The organism is Actinomadura parmotrematis (assembly GCF_019458805.1).
GTDB lineage: Bacteria > Actinomycetota > Actinomycetes > Streptosporangiales > Streptosporangiaceae > Spirillospora > Spirillospora parmotrematis.
Map to the genome: position 1 here is coordinate 65553 of NZ_JAIBOA010000011.1, position 22755 is coordinate 88307.

Annotated in this window: 23 protein-coding genes and 1 pseudogene; 16 read left to right on the forward strand and 8 right to left on the reverse strand. The window is 75.1% G+C overall.

Features of this window, described 5'->3' with window-relative positions; genetic code table 11:
* Positions 1-62 precede the first annotated feature (62 nt).
* On the forward strand, positions 63-638 hold the full coding sequence (locus K1Y72_RS18450; protein WP_220167603.1) for a biotin/lipoyl-containing protein: 576 nt from the start codon (positions 63-65) through the stop codon (positions 636-638).
* Between the two features lie 27 nt (positions 639-665).
* On the opposite strand, the gene K1Y72_RS18455 is transcribed toward K1Y72_RS18450, so the two are convergent.
* Entirely contained in the window at positions 666-911 is a 246-nt protein-coding gene (locus tag K1Y72_RS18455) for a DUF397 domain-containing protein (protein ID WP_220167604.1), read from the reverse strand.
* A gap of 133 nt (positions 912-1044) precedes the next feature.
* On the opposite strand from K1Y72_RS18455, the gene K1Y72_RS37200 reads away from it, so the two are divergent.
* Both K1Y72_RS37200 and K1Y72_RS18465 read left to right on the forward strand, forming a co-directional pair.
* The gene (locus K1Y72_RS37200; protein WP_220167605.1) at positions 1045-1812 is read left to right on the forward strand and encodes a hypothetical protein; all 768 of its coding nucleotides are present in this window, start codon (positions 1045-1047) and stop codon (positions 1810-1812) included.
* Positions 1813-1821: 9 nt separating this feature from the next.
* Positions 1822-2256 carry a hypothetical protein gene (locus K1Y72_RS18465; RefSeq protein WP_220167606.1) on the forward strand — a complete coding sequence of 145 codons (435 nt, stop codon included), beginning with the start codon at positions 1822-1824 and terminating at the stop codon, positions 2254-2256.
* A gap of 371 nt (positions 2257-2627) precedes the next feature.
* Here K1Y72_RS18465 and K1Y72_RS18470 read toward each other — a convergent pair whose 3' ends face one another.
* The gene (locus tag K1Y72_RS18470) at positions 2628-3137 is read right to left on the reverse strand and encodes an ATP-binding protein (RefSeq protein WP_220167607.1); all 510 of its coding nucleotides are present in this window, start codon (positions 3135-3137) and stop codon (positions 2628-2630) included.
* A gap of 158 nt (positions 3138-3295) precedes the next feature.
* On the opposite strand from K1Y72_RS18470, the gene K1Y72_RS18475 reads away from it, so the two are divergent.
* On the forward strand, positions 3296-4105 hold the full coding sequence (locus K1Y72_RS18475; RefSeq protein ID WP_220167608.1) for a helix-turn-helix domain-containing protein: 810 nt from the start codon (positions 3296-3298) through the stop codon (positions 4103-4105).
* On the forward strand, positions 4093-4275 hold the full coding sequence (locus K1Y72_RS18480; RefSeq protein ID WP_220167609.1) for a DUF397 domain-containing protein: 183 nt from the start codon (positions 4093-4095) through the stop codon (positions 4273-4275). Before K1Y72_RS18475 ends, K1Y72_RS18480 begins: the two co-directional genes overlap by 13 nt.
* 70 nt (positions 4276-4345) lie before the next feature.
* Here K1Y72_RS18480 and K1Y72_RS18485 read toward each other — a convergent pair whose 3' ends face one another.
* Entirely contained in the window at positions 4346-4951 is a 606-nt protein-coding gene (locus K1Y72_RS18485; protein WP_220167610.1) for a TetR family transcriptional regulator, read from the reverse strand.
* Between the two features lie 214 nt (positions 4952-5165).
* On the opposite strand from K1Y72_RS18485, the gene K1Y72_RS18490 reads away from it, so the two are divergent.
* From K1Y72_RS18490 to K1Y72_RS18510, 5 genes are read left to right on the forward strand one after another with little or no spacing between them, the layout of a single operon-like run.
* Positions 5166-6779, forward strand: coding sequence for an AMP-binding protein (locus K1Y72_RS18490; RefSeq protein WP_220167611.1), 1614 nt, complete (start codon positions 5166-5168; stop codon positions 6777-6779).
* Entirely contained in the window at positions 6780-7871 is a 1092-nt protein-coding gene (locus K1Y72_RS18495; RefSeq protein ID WP_220167612.1) for an acyl-CoA dehydrogenase family protein, read from the forward strand.
* Between the two features lie 3 nt (positions 7872-7874).
* Complete coding sequence (locus K1Y72_RS18500; protein ID WP_220167613.1) at positions 7875-9047, forward strand: acyl-CoA dehydrogenase family protein; 1173 nt, start codon at positions 7875-7877, stop codon at positions 9045-9047.
* 8 nt (positions 9048-9055) lie between these two features.
* Complete coding sequence (locus K1Y72_RS37205) at positions 9056-10345, forward strand: OB-fold domain-containing protein (RefSeq protein ID WP_308287135.1); 1290 nt, start codon at positions 9056-9058, stop codon at positions 10343-10345.
* Positions 10342-11508, forward strand: a complete 1167-nt coding sequence (locus tag K1Y72_RS18510; protein WP_220167614.1) for a lipid-transfer protein — start codon at positions 10342-10344, stop codon at positions 11506-11508. The genes K1Y72_RS37205 and K1Y72_RS18510 overlap by 4 nt, the downstream gene beginning before the upstream one ends.
* Here K1Y72_RS18510 and K1Y72_RS18515 read toward each other — a convergent pair.
* Positions 11453-11806 carry a phospholipase C/P1 nuclease family protein gene (locus K1Y72_RS18515; RefSeq protein WP_220167757.1) on the reverse strand — a complete coding sequence of 118 codons (354 nt, stop codon included), beginning with the start codon at positions 11804-11806 and terminating at the stop codon, positions 11453-11455. The genes K1Y72_RS18510 and K1Y72_RS18515 overlap by 56 nt on opposite strands.
* Positions 11807-11846: 40 nt before the next feature.
* A pseudogene (locus tag K1Y72_RS37590) lies at positions 11847-12227 on the reverse strand (DUF4184 family protein); the annotation flags it as partial.
* A gap of 74 nt (positions 12228-12301) precedes the next feature.
* Here K1Y72_RS37590 and K1Y72_RS18520 point away from each other — a divergent pair.
* From K1Y72_RS18520 to K1Y72_RS18530, 3 genes are all read left to right on the forward strand, one after another.
* On the forward strand, positions 12302-12631 hold the full coding sequence (locus tag K1Y72_RS18520; protein WP_220167615.1) for a hypothetical protein: 330 nt from the start codon (positions 12302-12304) through the stop codon (positions 12629-12631).
* A gap of 173 nt (positions 12632-12804) precedes the next feature.
* The gene (locus tag K1Y72_RS18525) at positions 12805-13377 is read left to right on the forward strand and encodes a carbonic anhydrase (protein WP_220167616.1); all 573 of its coding nucleotides are present in this window, start codon (positions 12805-12807) and stop codon (positions 13375-13377) included.
* A complete protein-coding gene (locus K1Y72_RS18530; protein ID WP_308287136.1) occupies positions 13374-14810 on the forward strand; it encodes a SulP family inorganic anion transporter in 1437 nt (478 codons plus the stop codon). The genes K1Y72_RS18525 and K1Y72_RS18530 overlap by 4 nt, the downstream gene beginning before the upstream one ends.
* A 6-nt stretch (positions 14811-14816) precedes the next feature.
* On the opposite strand, the gene K1Y72_RS18535 is transcribed toward K1Y72_RS18530, so the two are convergent.
* Positions 14817-17498, reverse strand: coding sequence for an ATP-binding protein (locus K1Y72_RS18535; protein WP_258572824.1), 2682 nt, complete (start codon positions 17496-17498; stop codon positions 14817-14819).
* Between the two features lie 148 nt (positions 17499-17646).
* Between K1Y72_RS18535 and K1Y72_RS18540 the strand changes: the two genes are divergently transcribed.
* The gene (locus K1Y72_RS18540) at positions 17647-18309 is read left to right on the forward strand and encodes a pentapeptide repeat-containing protein (RefSeq protein WP_220167618.1); all 663 of its coding nucleotides are present in this window, start codon (positions 17647-17649) and stop codon (positions 18307-18309) included.
* Between the two features lie 7 nt (positions 18310-18316).
* Here the strand turns inward: K1Y72_RS18540 and K1Y72_RS18545 are convergent, their stop codons facing one another.
* Positions 18317-18958, reverse strand: coding sequence for a TetR family transcriptional regulator (locus K1Y72_RS18545; RefSeq protein ID WP_220167619.1), 642 nt, complete (start codon positions 18956-18958; stop codon positions 18317-18319).
* Positions 18959-19080: 122 nt separating this feature from the next.
* On the opposite strand from K1Y72_RS18545, the gene K1Y72_RS18550 reads away from it, so the two are divergent.
* Both K1Y72_RS18550 and K1Y72_RS18555 read left to right on the forward strand, forming a co-directional pair.
* Positions 19081-20670 carry an MFS transporter gene (locus K1Y72_RS18550; RefSeq protein ID WP_220167620.1) on the forward strand — a complete coding sequence of 530 codons (1590 nt, stop codon included), beginning with the start codon at positions 19081-19083 and terminating at the stop codon, positions 20668-20670.
* Between the two features lie 86 nt (positions 20671-20756).
* The gene (locus tag K1Y72_RS18555) at positions 20757-21404 is read left to right on the forward strand and encodes a rhomboid-like protein (RefSeq protein ID WP_220167621.1); all 648 of its coding nucleotides are present in this window, start codon (positions 20757-20759) and stop codon (positions 21402-21404) included.
* A 13-nt stretch (positions 21405-21417) separates the two neighbouring features.
* Here K1Y72_RS18555 and K1Y72_RS18560 read toward each other — a convergent pair whose 3' ends face one another.
* A complete protein-coding gene (locus tag K1Y72_RS18560; protein ID WP_220167622.1) occupies positions 21418-22632 on the reverse strand; it encodes a hypothetical protein in 1215 nt (404 codons plus the stop codon).
* Positions 22633-22755: the final 123 nt, after the last annotated feature.

Genomic DNA, 22755 nt, shown 5'->3' on the forward strand with positions numbered 1-22755 from the left:
CTCCGCCGGCCGTTCGCGATCTGGGCCTCGACGGGCGCGGTCGCGGCGGTCAGGGTGTGGTCATGACCGAGGGCGGGACGGACGTCGACGCGATGGTCGCGCCGTGGCGGCGGGCGCGGGGTGGCGGGGTCGTGGTGACGGCGCCGGACTTCGGGACGGGGGAGCCGGGGACGGTCCGGCGGTGGCTCGCCTCGCCCGGCGAGCCGGTGGACGCGGGGGAACCGCTGCTGGTGGTCAGCGACGGGCTGCGGGAGATCGTCCTCACCGCGCCGGCGGCGGGGGTGCTGCGCGGTCCGGTGCGGCCGGGGCGGCTGCGGGACGCGGGGGTCGACCTCTGCTCGATCCAGAACGAGTGGCGGCCGCGCGTCGCGCGCGTCCCCCGGCACGAGCGGTACATCCGGCACGAGCGGAGGGTGCGGCCCGCGGATCCGGTCGCGCCGCCGGAGGCGGCGCCTCGCCGGTCGACCGCCTCGGTGGTGCGCGAGCGGGTGCTCGTGGGGCTGGTGGTGTCCTGGCTGGTCAGCCCGCTCACCATCACGCTCGCCCATCGCCTCGGGCCGGACTGGCTGGCGGCGGCGGTGGCCGTCGGGACGCTGATGACGATCCCGCTGCTCCTGCTGTGGCCGCCGGACGGGTAGGGGGCGCGGCGGCGCCCCCTACGCCGGTCAGGCCTGGCCGGGGGCCTCGGGCTCGGGCTCTTCGAGGAGGTCGTCGAACTCGCCGTCCTTGACGCCGAGGACGAAGGCGTCCCACTCGGCCTCGGTGAAGTACAGGATCGGCCCGTCGGGGTTCTCGGCGTCGCGCATGACGACGGCGCGGTCGCCGAACTCCTTGTGGTTCACCGGCACGTCCTTGCCGTCGATGAACTCGATGATCACACCGTCGCTGATGAACGGCTCCTGCTCGGCCACGTGCGGCACCCTTCCGGTCGCGGTGATGGTCGTCCCACAGGCTAGTGTCCCGCGAACGCGGCGCGGGGGAACGGCGAACAAGCCACGACCCCCTCACCTACGCGGAAGGCGTCCAGATGGCAACGAACCCGACATGGCCGCGGTGACGCCCGCGCCGGCGGCCGGGCGGGAGAGCGACGCCGACGTCATCGGCCGTTCGCGGCGCGACCCCGAGGCGTTCGCGGCGCTGTTCGACCGCTACGACCCGGCGCGGCCCGACGCCCGGCCCTGGCCGTACGGGATCGCCTCCAACCTCATCGCCCGGCACGGCCGTGCCGAGGTCCGCCAGTACCGGGCGCTCGCCCGCGCCTGCGGACGGCGACCGCGACGTGCTGCTGCTCGTCGCCTGGGAGACGCCCGCGCCGCCCACCCGGCCGCCCGCGACGCGGCCCGCGCCGCACTTCTGGACCGCGCTCGGCCGACGGCGTCCGTCGCCCCGCTCCGGAGGCGCGGAGGGCGCCGTCTCGCGCTCCGCCTCGGCGTCGTCAGCGCCGCTGCGGCCGCCGCTGTCGCCGGCATCACCGTCGTCCAGACGGGCGGCTCGGACGGGCACGGCCACCAGCGCCCGATCCTGCCCGGCATCCCGGCGGGCCCCGTCGCCAACGCCGCCGAGGCCCTCGACCGGGCCGCCCTCGCCGCCGAGCGCCGCCCCTTCACCGCCCCCCGCCCCGACCAGTGGATCTACACCGAGACGCACCTGACGACCTCCGTCCACGCCGCCGGAGTGACGACCGGCGGCCCGTACCGGACGGTCGTGGAGCGGCACTGGCGGCGCGGCGACGGCACGGAGGAGGCCGCGCTCGGCCCGGACGGGCGGATGAGCCACCAGATCATGTCGGTCGTGCAGCCGCGGACCGGTTAGACCGACGTGGTGGCCCTGCCCACCGACCCGGCCGCGCTCGTCGCCGAACTGCGCCGCCAGGGCGGGCCGGGGATGGGCGGCGGCCGCGCCGGCACCCTGCGGACGCTCAACACGATCCTACGCGACGCCGTCCCGCCGCCCAAGGTGCAGGCCGCGATCTTCCGGGCCATGCACGCCCTGCCCGGCGCGACCCTAGGCACGGGCGCCGAGGACGACGCTGGGCGCCCCGCCCTCGCCGTCGGCTGGACGACGGAGGGCTGGCTTCACGAGGAGGTCCTCCTGGACCCGAGAACCTACGCCTACCTCGGCGAGCGCGCCGTCGCGATCAAGCGGCACGTGGCGCGCGGCGAGGACGGCACGCGCGTCATCCCGCGCGGCACGCTCCAACGCCTCCTCGTCCGCGTCCGCACCGCCGTCGTCGACCGCGCGGGCCAGCGCCCCTGACCGGCCTCCACCGACGACGCCGCCCCAGCGGCGCCGAGCGCCCCACCCCACCGTCCGCGACCCCCTGGTCATTCATTGTTGAGATGCGGCGTGTTGGCCACTTTCGATCTTCGAAGTGGCCAACACGCCGCATCTCAACGACGGGCGACCGGGTGGTCATGCGCGGCGGGCGTTGCCGGCCGGTCGGGCGGGGAGGCGCGGACGCGGTAGGGCCGCCACCACTGGGCGATGTTGGATGGCCGGGATTCGCCGGTGGCGGCGGCCCAGAGCGGCAGGCGGGCGCTCCGCCGTCCGTGACCGGCCGGTCATGAACAGTTGAGATGCGGCGTGTTGGCCTGTACGGAGATCGAAAGGGGCCAACACGCCGCAAGTCAACGTGTGGTGGCCGGGCGGTCATCGGCGGGCGGTACCGGGGCGGGCGGGGTGCGCTCCGGGGCGGGCTTCGGGGCGGGCTCGGTCTTCAGGAGCGCCCAGACGGTTTTGCCGCCGGCGATGCGGGGGTGCCAGCCCCACGCCTCCACGAGGAAGGCGAGCATCATCAGGCCCCGGCCGGACTTGGCGGAGAGGCTGAACCCGGGTCGTGGTTCGGGGGCCTTGTCGGAGGCGTCGAGGACTTCCAGGACCGGCCCCCGCCGGGACGTGTAGAGGCGGACGGCGATGCCCTCGCCGGGCACGTGGGCGTGCGTGATCGCGTTCGTGATGAGCTCGCTGGCGACGACGGACGCCGTGTAGGCGGCGTCCTCGGCGCCGCCCCGGTTCCACACCCAGTCGCTCACCCAGTCGCGGCCGGTCTTGGCGGATTCCCCGGCCGGGCCCAGCATGATCATGGTGGCGTCCGTGGTCGGCGCGGGCGGCTTCTGTGGATCGATCGGGTCCGGCATCGCGATCACTCCTCACTGTGCGTCTGTGATGGGTGACACACTGCGCTCGGCGGCGTAGGTTCCTCTACAGAGAATCCCTGTTCAGGAACGCCCCCCGACGTTCTCTGAAGGCTCGTGAACACCCCGCGAACACGTCCCGCACACCCCCCGGAGACGCCATGGAATCGCAACCCCTCACCCCGAGCGCCGGACCGCGCCATCTGTTCGGGTCCGAGGTGCGCTATCACCGGGAGCTACGAGGGCACAGCCTGCGCGCACTGGCTGCGTTGATCCCGTTCGGGGCGTCCACGATCTCCGAGATCGAGCGCGGCCTTGCCGCCTGCGATCTCGTGTTCGCCGAACTGGCGGACGGTGCACTCGAAACCGGCGGAGCCCTGGCCCGGCTTCACGGGGGCCTGTTCGACGGACGGGCGGCGGCGTTCCCCGATCACTTCGTCGGATGGCCGGAACAGGAGAGTGAAGCGGAGCTGCTGCGCTCCTACCAGCCCCTTCTGGTGGACGGGCTTCTCCAGACCCCCGACTACGCGCGGGAACTGCTGTACGGCGATGAGAAGGCAGTCGAAGCAAGGATGGCCCGGCAGGCCATCCTGTCACGGGACGAGCCGCTTCCGCCACGTCTGATGGTGTTGATGGCGGAGCACGTCCTCTGGCACAGGATCGGTACCGCCGCGCTCATGTACGAGCAGTTGCACCACATCGCGGACGTGATCTCGCCCCGGCTGTCCGTGCAGATCCTTCCCGACGGCTGCGGGCACTCGGGGCACCTCGGGGGGTTCGCCATCGCCCGCCTGTGCGACGGGCATTCCGTGGCGTACGTTGACCATGAACCCGCGGGCGTGATCCTGGGTGGGCGCAGGGAGGTCGAGCGCCTGTCGGAACGGTTCAGTGATCTCGCAACGTACGCGCTTCCTGCGGACATGTCGGGGGCGTTGATCAGGGAGACGGCGGAGAGCAGATGGAAAACTTGATCAAGTGGCGGAAGGCGTCCCGGTCGGCCAACGACGGGTCGCACTGCGTGGAGCTCGCCGACCTCGGGGCGGCCGTGGGAGTGCGCGACAGCAAGGCCCCCGAGGCCGGGCACCTGGTGGTGGATCGGGCGTCGCTGGCTTCTCTGGTGGCGATCGTCAAAGCGTCCTGAGACTTCGTGGAGAAGGCCCGGCCCCTCAGCGGGGGCCGGGCCTTCTCGTTTCTGCGCAAGGCGGCGCGGATCAGAAGTCGACCAGCAGGCGGGCGGCGGCCGTCTCCAGCTTCGCCTGGATCTGCTCGGCGGTCGCGTGGCCGCGCAGCATCTCGATCATCTCCATGGTCCACACGCTGGACAGCGCGCGGGCGAGGACGCGGCGCTCGTCGGCGGGGCCGACCTCGATGTCGGGACCGACGGCGGCGCGGAGCAGCAGCCCCGTCATGCGGTCGCCGAACTCGGTCTTGACGTCCGAGAGCAGCAGCGACCGGATCAGCGCCTCGGCGAGCTCGGGCTCGCGCATGAGGCCGCGAGTCGCGCGCATGAGGACGTCCACGGCGCGCTGCGGCGGGGCGTCGGTGCGGGGCGGGCGGCGCTCGATGCTGCCCTCCAGCAGGTCGAGCTCCTCGCTGACGACCGCGACGACCAGGTCCATCTTGGACGGGAAGTAGCGGTAGAGGGTGCCGAGGGCGACGCCGGCCCGCTCGGCGACCGTGCGCATCTGCATGGCCTCGACGCCGCCGCGCGAGGCCAGCGCGGCGGCCGCCTGGACGATGCGCTTGCGCCGCTGGTGCTGGCTGCGCGACCGCGCGCCGGGCGGCTTCTGCTCGGTCGCGGTCGGCTCTGCGGTCACGGGTCGTCCTCCTTCGCCGGGCCGCGCGCGCCGCCCGTCGGGGACAGCCTACAGGGCGGGTGAGAACGTGTTATCTGAAAACGCCCCGCGCGGCGCCCGGGCCGGTCAGTGCACCCTGACATGCGGGTCGAACGCGGGCGTGACGGGCGCTGATCACCACTCTGGACAGAGACTAGAATCTGTTCTAGTTTTGCCGCCGAGGAGGTGGTCGGCGGTGACGGTGGCAAGCTTGCTCGCGGCCCGCGCGGACGACGGCCGGACCGGCCTGGTGAGCGCCGACGACGGCCGGACCTGGACGTGGGCCGAGGTCGTCGCCGCCTGCGCCGGCCGCGCCGCGTGGCTGTCGGCGCGCACGACCGGCGGCCGCCCGCTGCACGTCGGGGTGCTGCTCGACAACGTCCCCGAGCTGGTGTTCCTGCTCGGCGGCGCCGCGCTGTCGGGGTCGGTCGTCGTCGCGCTGAACCCCACCCGCAGCGCGGCCGAGCTCGCCGGCGACGCTGCGCGCGCCGACTGTGACCTGGTCCTCACCGAGGAGCGGTACGCGCACCTCGCCGAGGGCCTCGGCCAGGTGATCGACATCGGTGGTCCCGGCTACGCGCCGCCGGACACCGCCGAAACACCCGAAACAGGCTGGATCACCGACTCCACCCTGCTCATGCTGATCTTCACCTCGGGCACCTCGGGACGGCCGCGCGCCGTCCGCGTCACCCACCGCAAGGTGGCGGTGCCGGGGGAGAACCTCGCCGGGCGGCTGCTGGACGCCGACGGCGTCGTGTACTGCCCGATGCCGCTGTTCCACTCCGGCGCGATCATGGCGGCGTACGCGCCGGCGCTCGCGGCGGGCGCGACGCTCGTGCTGCGCTCCCGCTTCACCGCGTCCGGCCTGCTGCCGGACGTGCGCGCGCACGGCTGCACCTACCTGCACTACGTCGGCAAGGCGCTGTCCTACGCGCTCGCGACGCCGCCCGCCGACGACGACGCCGACAACCCGCTGAAGGTCGCCTTCGGCAACGAGGCCGCGCCCGCCGAGCAGGCCGCCTTCCAGAAGCGTTTCGGCTGTTTCGTCGTGGACGCCTACGGCTCGTCCGAAACGGCCATCGCGGTGTCGCCCGACCCGTTCGGGCCGCCCGGCGCGCTCGGCAAGCTCACCGACGGCGTCCGCGTCCTGAACCCCGAGACCGGCGAGCCGTGCCCGCCCGCCCGCCTGGACGCCGGCGGCCGCCTGCTGAACCCCGACGAGGCGATCGGCGAGCTCGTCGCGACCGAGGGCAACGGCCTGTTCGACGGCTACTACAACGAGGACGCCCCCGACCGCGTCCGCGAGGGCATGTTCTGGTCCGGCGACCACGCCTACGCCGACGAGAACGGCTACGCGTTCTTCGTCGGCCGCACCGCCGACCGGCTCCGCGTGGACGGCGAGAACTTCGGCGCAGCGCAGGTCGAGCGGGTCCTCGCCGACCTGCCGGACGTCCGCCAGCTCGCGGTGTACGGGGTGCCGGACGCCGCGTCCGGCGACCAGGTGATGCTGGCGCTCGCCGCCGACGGCTTCGACCCCGAGGCGTTCGCCGCCTATCTGCGCGGCCGCGCCGACCTCGGTCCGAAGTGGCCGCCCCGCTACGTGCGGGTCGCGCCGGACCTGCCCGCCACCGCCTCCAACAAGATCCTCAAGCGGGAGCTGGCGAAGGACGGCTGGCGCACCGGCGACCCGGTCTGGTGGCGGCCCGGCCGCGAGCTGGCCTACCGCCGCCTGACCCCCGAAGACGCGGCCGCCCTGCGCGAGGAGTTCGCCCGGCGCGGCCGCCTGCACCTCCTGGAAGGGAGTGGATGAGTGGACTTCGACCTCGACGAGACGCAGCGCGACCTGCAAGGGCTCGCCGCCGACCTGCTCGGTCGCGAGGCGGCCGTCCAGCGGCTGGAGTCCTTCGAGAAGACCGGCGCGCCCTACGACGCCGCGATCTGGAAGGCGCTCGGCCAGGCCGGGCTGCTCGGCGCGGTGCTGCCCGAGCGGGCCGGCGGCGCCGGGCTCGGCCCGGTCGAGCGGACGGTGATCCTCCGCGAGATCGGCGCGCACGTCGCGCCCGTCCCCGCCTACGCCGCGCTCGCCCTCGCCGCCCCCGCGATCGCCGCGCACGGCACGGACGCGCAGATCGACCTGCTCGCGCCGCTCACCGAGGGCGAGGCGATCCTCACCGGCGCCTACCGCGAGGTCGGCCCGGCGGGCGCGGTCGCCGCGACCGCGACGCCCGACGGCGACGGCCACGTCCTCGACGGTGTGAAGACGTTCGTGCCCTACGCCCGCGAGGCGTCCCGCATCCTCGTCCCGGCCCGCACCGGCGACGGCGTCGGGGTGTTCCTCGTCGAGCCGGCGGCGGTGACGATCACCGACCAGCCGTCGGCGACGACCGAGCCGCTGTCGCGGATCGAGCTGCGCGGCGTCCGGGTCGGCGCGGACGCGCTGCTCGGCGACGGCGCCTGGGACACCCTGCGCCGCAGCGCCGTCGCGGGCGCGGTCGCGCTGTCGTCGGGAGTCATCGAGGGCGCGCTGAAGCTCACCACCGAATACGTCAAGACGCGCGAGCAGTTCGATCGGGCGCTCGCCCAGTTCCAGGCCGTCACCATGAACATCGGCGACGTCTACATCGCCAAGCGCGCGCTGGACGTCGCGGTGTGGGCGGGCACGTGGCGCCTCGCCGAGGGCGCCCCCGACGCCGACGAGGTCCTGGCGATCGCCTCCTACAACGCCGCCGGGCCCGTCGTGGAGGCCCTGTACACCTGCCAGCACCTGCACGGCGGCATCGGCCTGGACGTCACCTACCCGCTGCACCGCTACTTCGCCTGGGGCAAGCAGGCGGGCCACCTGCTCGGCGGGGCCGAGCAGCAGCTCGACATCCTCGGTTCCCTCGTCCCCCAGGAGGCGTGACCCGTGTTCATCGACCTGACCGACGAGCAGAAGAAGCTCCGCGCCGAGCTGCGCGACTACTTCCGCGGCTGCCTGGACGCCGAGCAGCGCGCGCGGATCGCCGACGACCCGTTCGGCGAGCACTACATGGAGCACTGCAAGCGGCTCGGCCGCGACGGGATGCTCGGCGTCGCGCTGCCGAAGGAGTACGGCGGCCGCGGCTACGGCCCCATGGAGCAGCAGATCTTCGCCAACGAGATCGCGCGCGCCGAGGTGCCGTACCCGATCATCACGCTGAACTCGGTGGCGCCGACGATCCTGCAGTACGGCACCGACGCCCACAAGGAGTTCTTCCTCCCGAAGATCCTCGCGGGCGAGTGCCACTTCGCGATCGGCTACAGCGAGCCCGGCGCCGGCACCGACCTGGCGTCCCTGCGCACCACCGCGGTCAAGGACGGCGACCACTACGTCGTCAACGGCCAGAAGATCTTCACGTCGGGGGCGCACTACTCCGACTACGTCTGGCTCGCCGCCCGCACCGACCCGGACGCCAAGAAGCACAAGGGCATCTCGATGCTCATCGTGGACTGCAAGGACCCCGGCTTCTCCTGGACGCCGATCGTCACCATGGACGGCCGCCACCACACCAACTCCACGTACTACTCCGACGTGCGCGTCCCCGCCGACATGCTCATGGGCGAGGAGAACAAGGGCTGGGACCTCATCGTCAACCAGCTCAACCACGAGCGCGTCACGCTCGGCCCGGCCGGCAACATCGGCCACACCTACGACCGGTTCGAGGCGTGGGCGCGCACCGCGACGGGCCCGGACGGGCGCCCCCTCATCGAGGAGCCCGCGGTGCGCCGCGCCGTCGGGCAGGTGTACGGGTACCTGCGCGTCAACGAGCTGCTGAACTGGCAGGTCGCCGCGAACATGGACCTCGGCTGGCTGGGCGCCGCCGACGCCTCCGCCACCAAGATCTACGGGTCGGAGCGGATGCAGGAGGTCGGCCGGATCGTCGGCGACACCCTCGCCCGCTACGGCGACCCCGGCGACCCGGCCACCGCCGAGTTCGTCGACCGCCTCGACCACGGCGTCAAGGGCGCCATCGTGCTGACCTTCGGCGGCGGCGTCAACGAGATCCAGCGCGAGCTCATCGCGATGATCGGCCTCGGCCTGCCGCGCGCGCCGCGCTAAGGAGAACCGTGCACCAAAAGCTGATGGAGCTCGCCGAGCGGCTCGCCGCGCTCGGCGAGCAGCCCGGGGGCGAGTGCCCCGACCCGGTCAACACCGCGATGATCCGCAACTGGACGCAGGCGCTCGGCGACCCCGGCGCCTGGGACGACGCGGCGCCGCCCGCGATGATCCAGGTGTGGTCGATGCCGGGCCTGTCGAGGGCCAAGGGCCCCTCGGTCGCCGACGACCCGCTGCGGATGCTCAACGAGCACGGCTACACCGGCGTCGTCGCGACCAACTGCGAGCAGACCTACGACCGCTACCTGAAGATCGGCGAGGCGCTCACCAGCCGGATGCGGTTCGGCGGCATCGCCGGCCCGAAGAAGACCGCGATGGGCGAGGGCTACTTCGTCACCTGGTACCAGTCCTGGTACGACGAGAACGACGAGCGCGTCGCCGAGATGCTGTTCCGCATCCTGAAGTTCCAGCCGCGCCAGCGGGCCGGCGGCGCCAAGGCCAAGCCGCAGGCGGGCGGCCGCTACCCGCTGCGGCCCGCCATCGGCAAGGACACCCAGTTCTACTGGGACGGCGTCGACGCGGGCGAGCTGCGCATCCAGAAGTGCGCCGATTGTGGAGCGCTCCGGCACCCGCCCGGCCCGATGTGCCCGCAGTGCCACTCCACCGAGCGGACGTACGCGGTCGCGTCCGGCCACGGCACCGTCCACTCCTACGTCGTACACCACCACCCGCCCGTGCCCGGCCGCACCCCGCCCTACGTCGTCGCGGTCGTGGAGCTGGACGAGGGCGTGCGCGTCGTCGGCAACGTCAACGGCTGCCCGGTCGAGGACGTGCGCGTGGGCATGCCCGTCCGCCTGATCTTCGAGCGGATGGACGACGAGCTGACGCTCCCGCAGTGGACGCCCGAGGGCGCCCCCGACCCCGCGCCGGCACCCGAGCCCGCGGCCGCCCCGGACGGGCGGCGCGTCGAGCTCACCCCGACGTTCGTGATCGCGACGGCGCTCGCCACCCGCGACTTCACGCCCGTCCACCACGACGTCGCGATCGCCAAGGCGCAGGGCTCCAAGGACATCTTCGTCAACATCCTGACGACGATGGGCCTCGTCCAGCGCTGCGCCCTGGACCTCGCGCCGGGCGCCGTGCTGGAGTCCATCGCGGTGCGGCTCGGCGCGCCCGCCTACGCCGGCGACGTCCTCACCGTCACCGGCGAGCGGGTGGACGACCGCACCATCACCGTGCGCGGGACGGTCAGCCTCGGCGACCACGTCACCGCGACCGTGCGCCTGAAGGGGGACGCATGACGATCTCCGGGAAGACGGCGATCGCCGGCATCGGCGCCACCGAGTTCTCCAAGGAGTCCGGCCGCTCGGAGCTGCGGCTGGCCGCCGAGGCGTGCCTCGCCGCGATCAAGGACGCCGGGCTGTCGCCGTCCGACGTGGACGGCCTGGTGACCTTCACCGCCGACAGCAACTCCGAGATCGCCGTGCAGCGCGAGCTCGGCATCCCGGGCCTGCGGTTCTTCTCCCGCGTGGACTACGGCGGTGGCGCGGCCTGCGGGACCGTCGCGCACGCCGCGATGGCCGTCGCGTCCGGGCAGGCCGACGTCGTCGTCTGCTACCGGGCGTTCAACGAGCGGTCCGGGCACCGGTTCGGGCAGGCCAGCCCGTCGTCGCGGGCCGACTCGACGGGCCTGGAGTTCTCCTGGCACCTGCCCTACGGGTTCGCGACGCCCGCCGCGTGGGTGGCGATGCAGGCCCGCCGCTACATGCACGAGTACGGCGCGACCAGCGAGGACTTCGGCCGCGTCGCCGTCGCCATGCGCAAGCACGCCGCGACCAACCCCGCCGCCTGGTTCCACGGCCGCCCGATCACCCTGGAGGAGCACCAGGCGTCGCGCTGGATCGTCGACCCGCTGCACCTGCTGGACTGCTGCCAGGAGTCCGACGGCGGCGTCGCGGTCGTCGTGACGAGCCTGGAGCGCGCCCGCGACCTGGCGCAGCCCCCGGCCGTCATCGAGGCCGCCGCGCAGGGCACCGGCCCCGACCAGATGATGATGTTCGGCTACTACACCGGCGACCTCGCCGCGCTGCCCGCCATGGGCGCCGTCGGCGACCAGCTCTGGCGCCGCTCCGGCCTCACCCCGGCGGACGTCCAGACCGCCATCCTCTACGACCACTTCACCCCCTTCGTCCTGGTCCAGCTCGAAGAGCTGGGGTTCTGCGGGCGCGGGGAGGCGCGCGACTACATCAGGGACGGCGGCATTGAGCTCGGCGGGCGGCTACCGGTCAACCCCAACGGGGGTCAGCTGGGTGAGGCGTACATCCACGGCATGAACGGCATCGCCGAGGGCGTCCGCCAGGTGCGCGGCACCTCGGTGAACCAGGTCCCCGACGTGCGCAACGTCCTCGTCACGGCGGGGACCGGCGTGCCGACGAGCGGCCTGGTCCTCGGCGCGGCCGGCTGAAGGCGCCGAGCGCGGCGCCGTAGAGGGTGAGGCCGGCGGCGGCGCCGGTCGTCGCGCCGACGACGGCGTTGACGAGCAGCGCGTGCGGGGTGCGCGGCGCCCCCGGGTCCTTGATCATGAAGGTGGCGCCGAGGAGGGCGCCGAGCGCGGCGCAGGCCGCCAGCGCGGCGACGACCGCGCGCGCCGCGCTCCCGCCGAGAACGCGGGGTTCCCCGTTCCCGGCGGGAGCGCGACGCAACGTCCGCAGGCCCCACCAGGCGAGGGCGAGCAGGCCGAGGACGCCGCTCGCGTACTGCACACCGGAACAGCTCCAGGCCCTCCGCTGCGGCCTGGAGGCGGCGGGCGAGCCGGGGCGGGCAGAGGGCCGGCAGGGGACGTTTCCACAGCAGGTGGAAGGCGGCGAACAGGGCCAGCCCGAACGCCATGTCATAGGTGAGGGCGCCGGCCGGGGTGTGGACGGCGTCGCGCAAGCCGCCGCCCGCCAGGAAGTAGGGGACGTCGGGCGCCATGGACCCGGCCGCGAGCGCCGAGAACGCCAGCGGGCCGCGCGCGAGCGGGAGGACGGCCGCCGGGTGGGCGAGCGTGAACGGCATGGGCCGCGAGCGTAGTGGCCCCGGAGGCCGTCCGGGGCGGGCGAGACGGTGACATCGATATTTCGCATTTATGTCAAGAAAGTTTCCTGAAGTGGTGGTAATCGTCGAGCGTGTGAGTTCGAACATGGTTTCTTCCCGGTGACGGACAGTGGCCGGGTAAAGGCTTTATGATCGAAGGCGAGGTAGAGAGAGGTGGAACCGTGCGGCATGCCATGGCGGTGTTCTTCTTTGCGTTTTTCGCCGTCTGCGGTTGCCTCTCCTTCGCCGAGGCCCCCGCGCCGGCCGGTGGGCCGCCGCCCGTCGCCGACGTGCACGACCGCAGCAGCGAGCGCGACGCGCTGCCGCGCGAGGCCATCGTGCAACTCGCCCCGCAGGCGATTCCGGGCGTGCGGAACCCCCGCCGCGCCGTCCTGCCCATCGCGCCGCCACCGCGCGCCGCCCGCCCCGGCCCCGCCGTCGCCGCCGCGCTCGCGGCACCCCGGCGCGCACCACGGGATATCGCCGCGCTTTTGCAGATATTCCGCTGCTGACAGGGACGACTGTCGGCAGGCATAGGTGAATTTCTCTCGCATGTCTGCCCGTGTTCCGCGCTCGCCGCACCGCCGCCCGGCGGCGCGTCCGGGCACGGCCGATCCGCCATTCCCACGGTCCACTCCATCGACGCTCGCCGCCCCTCGCGGCCCGCCCCTGGAGGCATTCCCGCATGCAGAAACTCATCGAGCACGCCCGTTGCTTCACCGGAGACGCCGACCTGCACCGCCTCGCCGGAGGCCAGTCGCCGCTCGCGCTGTTCATCACCTGCTCCGACTCGCGCGTCATCCCATCGCTGTTCACCGGCGCCCGCCCCGGCGAGCTGTTCGAGCTGCGCACCGCGGGCAACATCGTGCCCCGCTACCGGCTCGACCGGCCGTCCGGCGAGGCCGCCACCATCGAGTTCGCCGTCGAGGTGCTCGGCGTCGCCGACATCGTGGTCTGCGGCCACTCCCACTGCGGGGCCGTCGGCGCGATGACGCGCGGCGACGACCTCAGCGCCGTCCCCGCCCTCCGCGAATGGCTCGCCACCTCCACCCCGCTGCCGGGCGCCGCTCCGGGCGGCGAGGCCGCGGACGCCGCGCAGCGCCACGTCCTCAACCAGACCGCGCGCCTGCTGGAGTACCCGGGGCTGCGCGAGCGGGTCGCCGGCGGGCGGCTCGGCCTGCACGCCTGGTACTACCGGGTGCACACGGGCGCGGTGCTGGCCCACGACCCGGGCGCCCGCGCCTTCCTGCCGCTGTGAGGGCCGTGCCCTGGCGCGGCGAGATCGCCGCGTCCCTGGTGGTGTTCCTCGTCGCGCTGCCGCTCTGCGCCGGCGTCGCCATCGCCTCCGGCGCGCCGCCGGAGCTCGGCCTGGTCACCGGCATCGTCGGCGGCCTCGTCGCGGGGCTGCTGCCGGGCAGCAGCCTCCAGGTGAGCGGCCCGGCGGCGGGCCTCACCGTGCTCGTGTTCGACGCCGTCCAGCGCTACGGGCTGCCGGTGCTCGGCGCGATCGTGCTGGCCGCCGGGCTGGTGCAGCTCGCGCTCGGCGCGCTCCGGCTCGGCCGCTGGTTCCGCGCCATCTCCATCGCCGTCGTGGAGGGCATGCTCGCCGGCATCGGCCTCACCATCATCGCCGGGCAGCTCTACACGATGGCGGGGGAGAAGGCCCCCGGCTCGGGTCTCGCCAAGCTCGCCGGGCTGCCGGCGCTGCTCTGGGACGGGCTGGCCTCGCCCGCCGTCGCGGTCGGCGCCGCCACCGTCGCCTGCCTGGCGGGCTGGCGGTTCCTGCCGCGGCGGGTGCGCGCCGTCCCGGCGCCGCTCGGCGCGGTGGCGCTGGTGACGGCGGCGTCCTGGCTGCTCGCCGCGCCCGTCGCCCACCTGGAGATCGCGGGGCTGCTCGGCGTGGTGCAGCCGCCCGGCGGGGACGAGCTCGCCCGGCTCGCCGAGCTCGGCGTCCTCGGCACCGTCGCCGCGTTCGCGCTGATCTCCTCGGCCGAGAGCCTGTTCAGCGCGGCCGCCGTCGACGGCATGCACACCGGCCCGCGCACCGACTACGACAAGGAGCTGATGGCGCAGGGCGCCGGCAACACCGTCTGCGGCCTGCTCGGCGCGCTGCCGATGACGGCCGTCATCGTGCGGAGCTCCGCCAACGTCCAGGCCGGGGCGCGCACGAAGGCGTCCCGCGTCCTGCACGGCGTGTGGCTGCTGCTGTTCACGGCGGCGCTGCCCGGCGTGCTCGGCGCCATCCCGGTGGCGGCGCTCGCGGGCGTGCTCGTACACGCGGGCTGGCGGCTCATCCCGCTGCGCGGGCTCGTCCCGCTGTGGCGGCGGCACCGCGGCGAGGCGGTCGTCCTCGCCGCGACCGCCGGCGCCGTCGTCGCCCTCAATCTGTTCGAGGGCGTCCTGCTCGGCCTGCTCCTCGCCGTCGTCAAGACCGCCTGGGAGACCTCGCACGTCCACATCGAGGTGGACGACCGGCCGGGCGCCCCGCAGATCGGGGTCGCGCTCACCGGCAGCGCGACGTTCCTGCGCATCCCGCACATCCTCGGCACCCTGGAGGCGCTGCCCCCCGGACGCCCCGTCGACCTGGACCTGTCGGGCCTGCGCCACCTCGACCACGCCTGCCGCACGACCCTCACCGACTGGACCGACCGCAGGAACACCCCCGCCCGGCTCGTCCCCGACGCCGCCTAGATCCCGCTACCGGCCCGCCCCGGGGGAGCGGCGCGACGTCCGCTCGACCCGGCGCAGCTCGTGGCGGTCGGCGGCGCCGGTCTTGGCGAGCAGGCTCGCCACATGGGTGTCGACGGTGCGCGGCGACAGGTACAGCCGGTCGGCGATCTGCCGGTTGGTGAGGCCCTCGGCGACCAGGCCGAGGACGTCGGTCTCGCGGCTGGTGACGCCCGCCGCCCGCAGGAGCGCGGGCACCGCCCGGTGCCCGCGGCCGCGGCGGGTCGGGGCGCCCGCCTTGCGCAGCAGGTCGCGCGCGAGGCGGGCGAGGCGCTCCTCCCGGGACGCCTCGAAGGCGGCGAGGTCGGCGCGGAGGGCGGGGACGGGGCGGCCCCAGCCGTCGGCGACGGCGGCGCGCAGCGCCAGCGTCCGGCAGAGGCGCCGCCACCAGTGGTGCTCGGCGAGCAGCGCGTCTCCCTCGGCGAACAGCCCGGCCGCCTCGGCGGGCCGCCCCGCGCGGCCCGCCGCGACGGCGTCGGCGTAGCGGAGGGCACCCGCGTTCACGGCGCGCAGCGTCACGTAGGAGTTGCGGACCTGCTCGCGGGCCTCGTCGCCGCGGTCCCCGGCGAGGGTCCGCAGCAGCGCCCAGAGGCCCCAGTGCGGGACGGGCGCGGCCTGCCGGCGCCCGTGCAGCAGGCCGAGGCCCTCGTCGAACAGCGGCGCCGCGGCGTCGAGGTCGCCGTCCAGCAGCGCGGACAGGCCGCGCACCACCGGCGGCAGCGCGGCGATCTCGACGGCCGCGTCCGCGCGTCCCGCCGCCGACGCCAGCAGGGCGGCCGCGCCGTCGCGGTCGCCGGCGAGGGCGCGGGCGTGCGCGGCGAGCAGCTCGCCCATGGCGGCGAGCGCGGGCATCCGCAGCCGGTCCGCCAGCGCCACGCCCTCGCGGGCGGGGCCCTCCGCAGCGGCCGGGCCGTCGGCGAGCAGCAGCCCCTCGGCGTGCAGCAGCCCGGCCACGACCGCCTCGGCGAGCCGCCCGGTGTCCAGCGCCAGCTCGCGGGCCTCGGCCAGCAGCGGCGAGAACGGGTGCGCGCACACCTCGATCGTGCCGAGCTGGATCAGCGCGGTGATCCGCCACGGGCGGAGCCCGTGCTCGGCGGCGAGCTGCAACGCCCGCTCGTAGACCGAGCGCGCCGCCGCCGGGTCCTCGCGGAGCACGCAGCGGCCGAGGATGACCAGGGCGCGGCAGCACTCCTCGACCCGGCCCCGCGCCTCGGCCGCGGCGATCGCGGCGGTGGCGAGCCGCGCCGCCCGCGGCAGGTCGCCCGGCCCGAACGCGGCGTCGGCGGCGAGCACGAGGACGCCGGGGTCGTCGGGGCGGCCCGCGCGGTGCAGCAGCCGGTCGGCCTCCTCCCAGCGGCGCAGCGCGATCGCGGCGTCGGCGAGCCGCACGCACAGCCGGGCGTGGTCGGCGCCGGTCGTCGCGTCGAGGACGCGCGAGCCCTCGGCGAGCGCCTCGTCGGCGTGGCCGCGCAGCGTCAGCAGCCGGACCCGCTCGACGGCGACCTCCGGGCCAGCGCCCGCCCGGTCCAGCAGCGCGGCGGCGTCGTGCAGCGCGCCCCGGACGAGCCCGGCGCGGGCGAGCCGCAGGAAGACCGCCGCGGCGCGGTCCCGCTCGCCCGCCGCCGCGAGGAGCCCCGCGGCGCGCTCGGCGTCGTCCGGCCCGCCGCGCGCCAGCAGCGCGTCCGCCGACCGGCGGGCCAGCACCGCCCGCTCGGGCGCGGTGAGCGACGCCAGCACCGCGTCGCGGGTGAGGGCGTGCCGCCAGCGGAGCGCCTCGCCCTCGGTCACCACCAGGCGGGGCTGCGCGGCGCGCAGGGCGGCGAGGACGGCGTCCTCGGCGGCGCCGGTGACCGCGCCGAGCAGCGTCCAGTCGGGATCGCCGCCGAGGACGGCGGCCGCCTGCAGGATCCGGCGCCCGTCCGGGGACAGCGCCGCCAGCCGCTCGGCGACGAGCGCGGCGAGCGTCGGCGCCCGGCCGCCCGCCACCAGCTCCTCGACGAGCAGCGGCAGCCCGTCGGACTTGCCGAGCACCAGCTCGCGGACCGGCGCGGGCAGGTCGCCGCCCGCGCAGCGGCGGGCCAGCTCCAGGGCGCGGGGTCCGTCCAGGCGGCGCAGCCGGACGGTGCGCGCGCCCGCGAGGCGCGGCGGGTCCTCGTCGTCGCGGGCCGAGCCGACGACGAGGACGGGCCGGTCGCGGAGCGCGCCCGCCAGGTACTCCAGGACGGCGCGGGTGTCGGCGTCGGCCCAGTGCAGGTCCTCCAGGACGAGCACGGTGCCCCGGCCGCCGAGCAGCCGGGCGATGCCCTCGCCGAGCAGCAGCACCGGGTCGGGGCCCGCGGGCGGGCCGCCCGACCAGCCCGGCAGGATCCGCCCGAGCGCGGCGCGGTAGGGGCGGAGCCCCGGATCGTCGGGCTCGTCGCCGAGGTGCCGGGCGAGGGCCTCCGCGAGCGGCCGATAGGCGCCGCCCGACTGGACGGCCCGCCCGGTCAGCACCGCAAGGCCGCGTCCGCGGGCGTGCCGCGCCGCCTCGGCGAGCAGCCGCGTCTTGCCGATGCCGGCCTCGCCGAGCACGAGCAGCACGCCGCCGCGGCCGTCGTCCACCCCGTCCACCAGGCCGTGTACCAGCGCCGTTTCGGCGTCGCGGCCCACCATGCCCGCCACGCACCCAGTATCGGCGCCCGCCGCCCGCCCGCCATCCGGGCTTCCACCGACACCCCACCACGTACGTGGCGATTCGGGTACCGTGCCCGGCTATCCGAGTGGAGCGAGGGGCGCGTGGGACGGCCGTAGGGTGGGCGGTATGGCCGCCCGCACCTCCGTCTTCCGCGAACCGAAGTCCCCCGCCATCCCCGCCACGCTCGCGGCCGCCGGGATCGCCGAGACCGAGCTCGCCGACGACGGCGTCTACCTGTCGCTGCGCTACGGCGCCGTGCCGATCACCGGCGCCGAGGACGTGGAGTTCGAGCGGTGCCGGTTCGAGGGCACCGGCCTCGCCGGCGTCACCCTGCACCGGGCCGGGTTCGCCGACGTCGCCTTCGACGGCTGCGACCTCGCCAACGCCCGGATGTTCACCTCGCGGATGTTCAGCACCGCCGTCCGCACCTGCCGGATGACGGGCCTGCACCTCGCCGAGGCCGGCCTGCGCGACGTGCTGTTCGACGGCTGCCGCGCCGACCTCGCCTCGTTCCGCTTCGCGCACCTGCGCGACGTGGTGTTCCGCGACTGCAACCTGTCCGAGGCGAACTTCCAGAAAGCCGAGCTGACCCGCGTCCGGTTCGAGCGCTGCCGCCTCGCCGGCACCCAGTTCAGCGGGGCGGCGATGAAGGACGCCCGGTTCACCGGCTGCGACCTCAGCGGCGTCGGCGGCATCCGCAGCTTCGACGGCGCGACGGTCGGCACGGCGGACGCGCGGACGCTGCTGGACGCGCTGGCGGCCGAGGCCGGCATCACCATCGCCGACTGAGCGGCGCCTATCCGGCGGGCGGCGGGGCCGAGGGCAGGTTGAGGCCGCCCTCCAGGACGGCGAAGGCCTCGTCCAGGGCGTCGGACAGCGAGAGCCCGGCGCCCGTCGAGCGGACGTACTCGGCGGCGGCGTGGAAGGCGCTCATCACCGTCGTGGTGATCACGTGCGGGCGGATGTCGGTGGCCGGGTCGGCGCCGAGCCGCGCCGCGACGGCCGCGGTGATCTCGGCCTGCTTGCGCTGGGCGTGCTCCAGGCTGCCCGCCATGAGCGCGTCGCTCCGCTCGGTCAGCTCGATCATGCAGGTGAAGCGGCCGGCGTCGAAGCCGAGCTCGCCGTGCTCGCAGGCCCGCACGGTCGACACCATCGCGCGGCGCAGCGCGGTGATGACCGGCTCGTCGGCGGGGCGGGCGGCGAACGCCTCGTGCACCACCCGCAGCTGCTCCTCCTGGAAGGTGAGCGCCACGTCCTCCTTGGAGGCGAAGTAGCGGAAGAAGGTCCGCGACGACACGTCCACCGCGTCGGCGATCTCCTCGACGGTGGTCGCGTCGAAGCCCTTCTCGGCGAACAGGGCGAACGCGGCGTCGACGAGCGCCTCGCGGGTGCGCTGCTTCTTGCGCTCCCGGCGGCCCGCGGGGAGGACCTCGGTCATGGGCCGCAGTGTAACCAGAAAGCCATTCGGCGCCAAATGTCTGCCTGTGATATTGGTCGCTTGACGACTTATGTCATCGCATGACACTTTGGGCTCTCCGCCGTCTCCCCGAAGGACCTCCCATGGCGCATCCGTCCGACACCCGCCTGCCGGCGCCCCGCCCGGCCGCCCGCCGCACCCGCGCCGGCCACGGGCACCCCTGGCTCACCCTGCTCGCCGTCGCGCTCGGCGTGATGATGGTCGGCCTCGACGCCACCGTCGTCTCCATCGCCAACCCCGCCATCGCCGCCGACCTCGGCGCGAGCCTGTCCGGCCTCCAGTGGGTCACCAACGCCTACCTGCTCGCCCTCGCGGTCACCCTCATCCCGGCCGGCAAGATCGCCGACCGGTTCGGCCGCAAGCGCACCTTCCTCGCCGGCGTCGCCGGCTTCGCCGCCGCCTCGCTGCTCATCGGCCTGTCCGGCGGCCTCGGCACGGTCATCTTCTGGCGGGTGGTGCAGGGGGTCGCGGGGGCGCTCCTGCAGCCCGCCGGCCTCGCCATCCTGCGCGCCACCTTCCCCGCCGAGCGGCTGAACGCCGCCCTCGGCATCTGGGGCGCGACGGTCGGCGTGTCCATCGCGGGCGGCCCCATCGTCGGCGGCCTGCTGGTGGAGAACGTCAGCTGGGAGTCGGTGTTCTTCCTCAACGCCCCGCTCGGCGTGCTCGCGCTCGCCGTCGGCCTCTGGGTGATCCGCGAGTCCCGGGACGAGGCGGCCGGCGGGTCGTTCGACCTGCCCGGCGCCGCCCTGCTGACCGGCGGCCTGTTCGCGCTCGTCTGGGGCCTCATCAAGGCCGGCGAGCACGGCTTCGGCACCGCCGTCCCGCTGGCGTCGTTCGCCGCGGCGGCCGTCCTGCTCGCCGCGTTCGTCGCCCGCGAGCTGCGCGCGGCGAACCCGCTGCTGCCGATGGCGCTGTTCCGGTCGGTGTCGCTGTCGGCCGCGACCGGCCTCGTCGTGCTGGCCTTCTTCGGCATGTTCGGCACGATCTTCTTCATCACCCTGTACCTGCAGCAGGTGCACGGGATGAGCCCGGTCGGCGCGGGCGTGCGGATGCTGCCGATGACGGCGGTGTTCATCGTCGCCTCGCCCGTCGCGGGCGCCCTCACCAGCAGGTTCGGCCCGCGCGTCCCGCTCGTCCTCGGCATGGTCCTCACCGCCGTCGCGCTGTTCGGCCTCGCCCGCATCGGCGTCGACGCCCCCTACCTGCAGATCTGGCCCTGGTTCGTGCTGATCGGACTGGCGTTCGGGATGCTGATCGTCGCGGGCACCGAGGCGATCGTCGGGAACGCCCCCGAGCACCTGGCGGGCGTCGCGGGCGGCCTCCAGCAGACCGCGTCGCAGCTCGGCGGGGTGCTCGGCACCGCCGTCCTCGGCACGCTCCTGTCGGGGCGCGTCGGCGACGTGCTGTACGGGCGGCTCACCGAGCAGGGCGTCCCGGCGGCGGCCGCCGAGAGGCTGGCCGGGCAGTCCGGGCTGGTCAGCCAGGGCGTCGCGCCGGTCCCGCCGGGCAGCACCGGGCGCGCCGCGCAGGAGATCACCGCGGGCAGCCACCTGGCGTTCATGGACGGCTTCCAGACGTCCATGACGGTCGCCGGCGCGGTCTCCGCGGTCGCGGTCGCGGCGGCGCTGCTCGTGCGGCGCGGCCGCGCGACCGGCGGCGCGGCGGCGATCTGACGGTGATCTGACGGTGATCACCGTTTCCGGCGCGGCTTTCGGGGTATCGCCCGCTTGCTCCCCGGTCGGCCCCTAGCCTGCGGTGGATGATGGACGGGTTCTTCAAGCGCTACGCGATGCCGCTCACGTTCCTCGGCGTGTTCGCCGCCGTCGCCGTGGTGCAGGTGCACGTGCTGTCGGCGGCCGACCGCGACGCGATGATCGGATGGGCGAGCACCAACCTCGCCAACCTCGCGGTCCGGCCGGTCGGCACGCTGGTCGCCTCGGCGTTCGTCGCCGAGGGCGCGCAGCCGATCCTGCTGGTGTTCGGCGCGATCGGGCTGTTCCCGGTGGCGCGGCGCTTCGGCACGGTCCCGTCGGTCGTGCTCGTCGCCGCCGCGCACGTGGTGGGGACGCTGGTCAGCGAGGGCGTCGCGCTCGCCCGGCTGGAGCTCGGGCTGCTGTCGTCGTCGATCCGCACGATCCCCGACGTCGGCCCGTCCTACGTGCTGTCGGCGGCGCTCGTCGCGGCGATCCTGTACGGGCCGGGGCGCCTCCCGCGGCTGCTGGCCGCCGGCGGCCTCGCCGCGCTCGTCCCGGTGCTGTTCGAGGGCCTGGACCGGCTGGAGGTCGCCGCCGTCGGGCACCTGGTCGCGATGGTCACCGGCGGCCTGGTCGGCGGCCTGCTGGCGCGGCGCCAGCGCCGCCGCGGCGGGGGCGTCCCCCCGCTCGCGGCGGCGCCGGCGACGGTCTGACCGGCGGCCGGGCTCAGCCCGAGGGCGCCGGCGCCGGGTTCTCGGTCGGCGCGGGCGTCTCGGCTCCGGCCGGCGGGTCCGAGGGCTCGGCGGGCGGCGTCTCCTCGGCCGGCGGCTCGCTCGTCGCGGGCGGCTCCGCCGGCGCGGAGGTGTCCGGCGGGTCCGCCGGCGCGGACGGCTCGGACGGCTCGCTCGCCGCGGGCGGCTCGGCGGGCGCCGGAGCGCTGCCGGTGCCGTTGCTCGGCGGCGGCGCGGCCACACCGCCACCGCCGTCGCCGCCCTGCGCGGGCGCGCCGCCGCCGGGCGCGGACGGCGGCGCCGAGGCCGTCGCGGACACGGGGTCCCCGCCGTCCTCCTGGGCGGCGGTGCCCTGCACCGTCGCCGGGCCGTTCGGGGCGGGCGTCCGCGCGGTGCCGACCGGCGCGGCCGAGGTCTGCTGCGCGGTCGCGGCGTCGCTCTCGCCGGAGGTCGGCGTCGCCGCGCCCACCCCGACGCCGCGCGCCGCCGGCCAGGAGGCGAGCAGCCCGACGGCCGCGACCACCGAGGCGGCGATCCCGGCGGCGGCCGCGAAGCCCTTGGACAGCCCGCGCCGCGCCCGCGCCACCGGTACCGGCGGCCGGCCGATGACGACGAGCGGCGCCGGCGCGGTGAGGGCCGCGAGCGGCTGCTGCGCCCCGTCCTCACCGAGGGCGAGCACCCGCTCGCGCAGCCACGCCGGCGCGCGGTCGGGCGCGCGGCGGGCGAGCAGCTGCGGCAGCCGGCCCTTCTCGAACGCCGTGATGAGCTCCAGGTCGGCGCCGGTCGCGCCGCGCATGAGGATGTCGAGGACGCCGCGCTCCAGCCGCGTGCGGGCGGCGTGCAGCATGTCGCGGGCGGTGTCGGGGGCGACGCCGAGCACGCGGGCGATGTCGCCCGGCTCCAGCCAGTCGCCGGCCCAGAGCAGCAGCGCCTCGCGGTGGTCGGCGCGCAGGGCCGACGCCGCGCGCACCAGCGCGTCGCCGTCGCCGGTGCCGAACGCCGCGCCGTCGAACGCGCCGCGGTCGGTGCAGGCCGAGCGCGACAGCGAGTACAGCCACAGCACGCTGTCACCGCGCGGGGGATGGCGGACGGCCGCGGCGAACGCGTCGGTGACCGCCGCCGCCGCCTGCGCGTCGCCGAGCAGCGACCAGCAGTGCGCGTAGAGGCGGTCGGCGTGCGCGTCGTAGAGCGAGCCCAGGTCTCCGCGCATGTGACCTCCGGACAGAGTGGGGGGAATGGGGACTCTAGTGCAGTCTGCCAACGAAGGCGACGAGCGTGGCTAATTCCAGCAATCAACGACAAATTTTCCGGCTGCGACCGGATTGCTGAACCG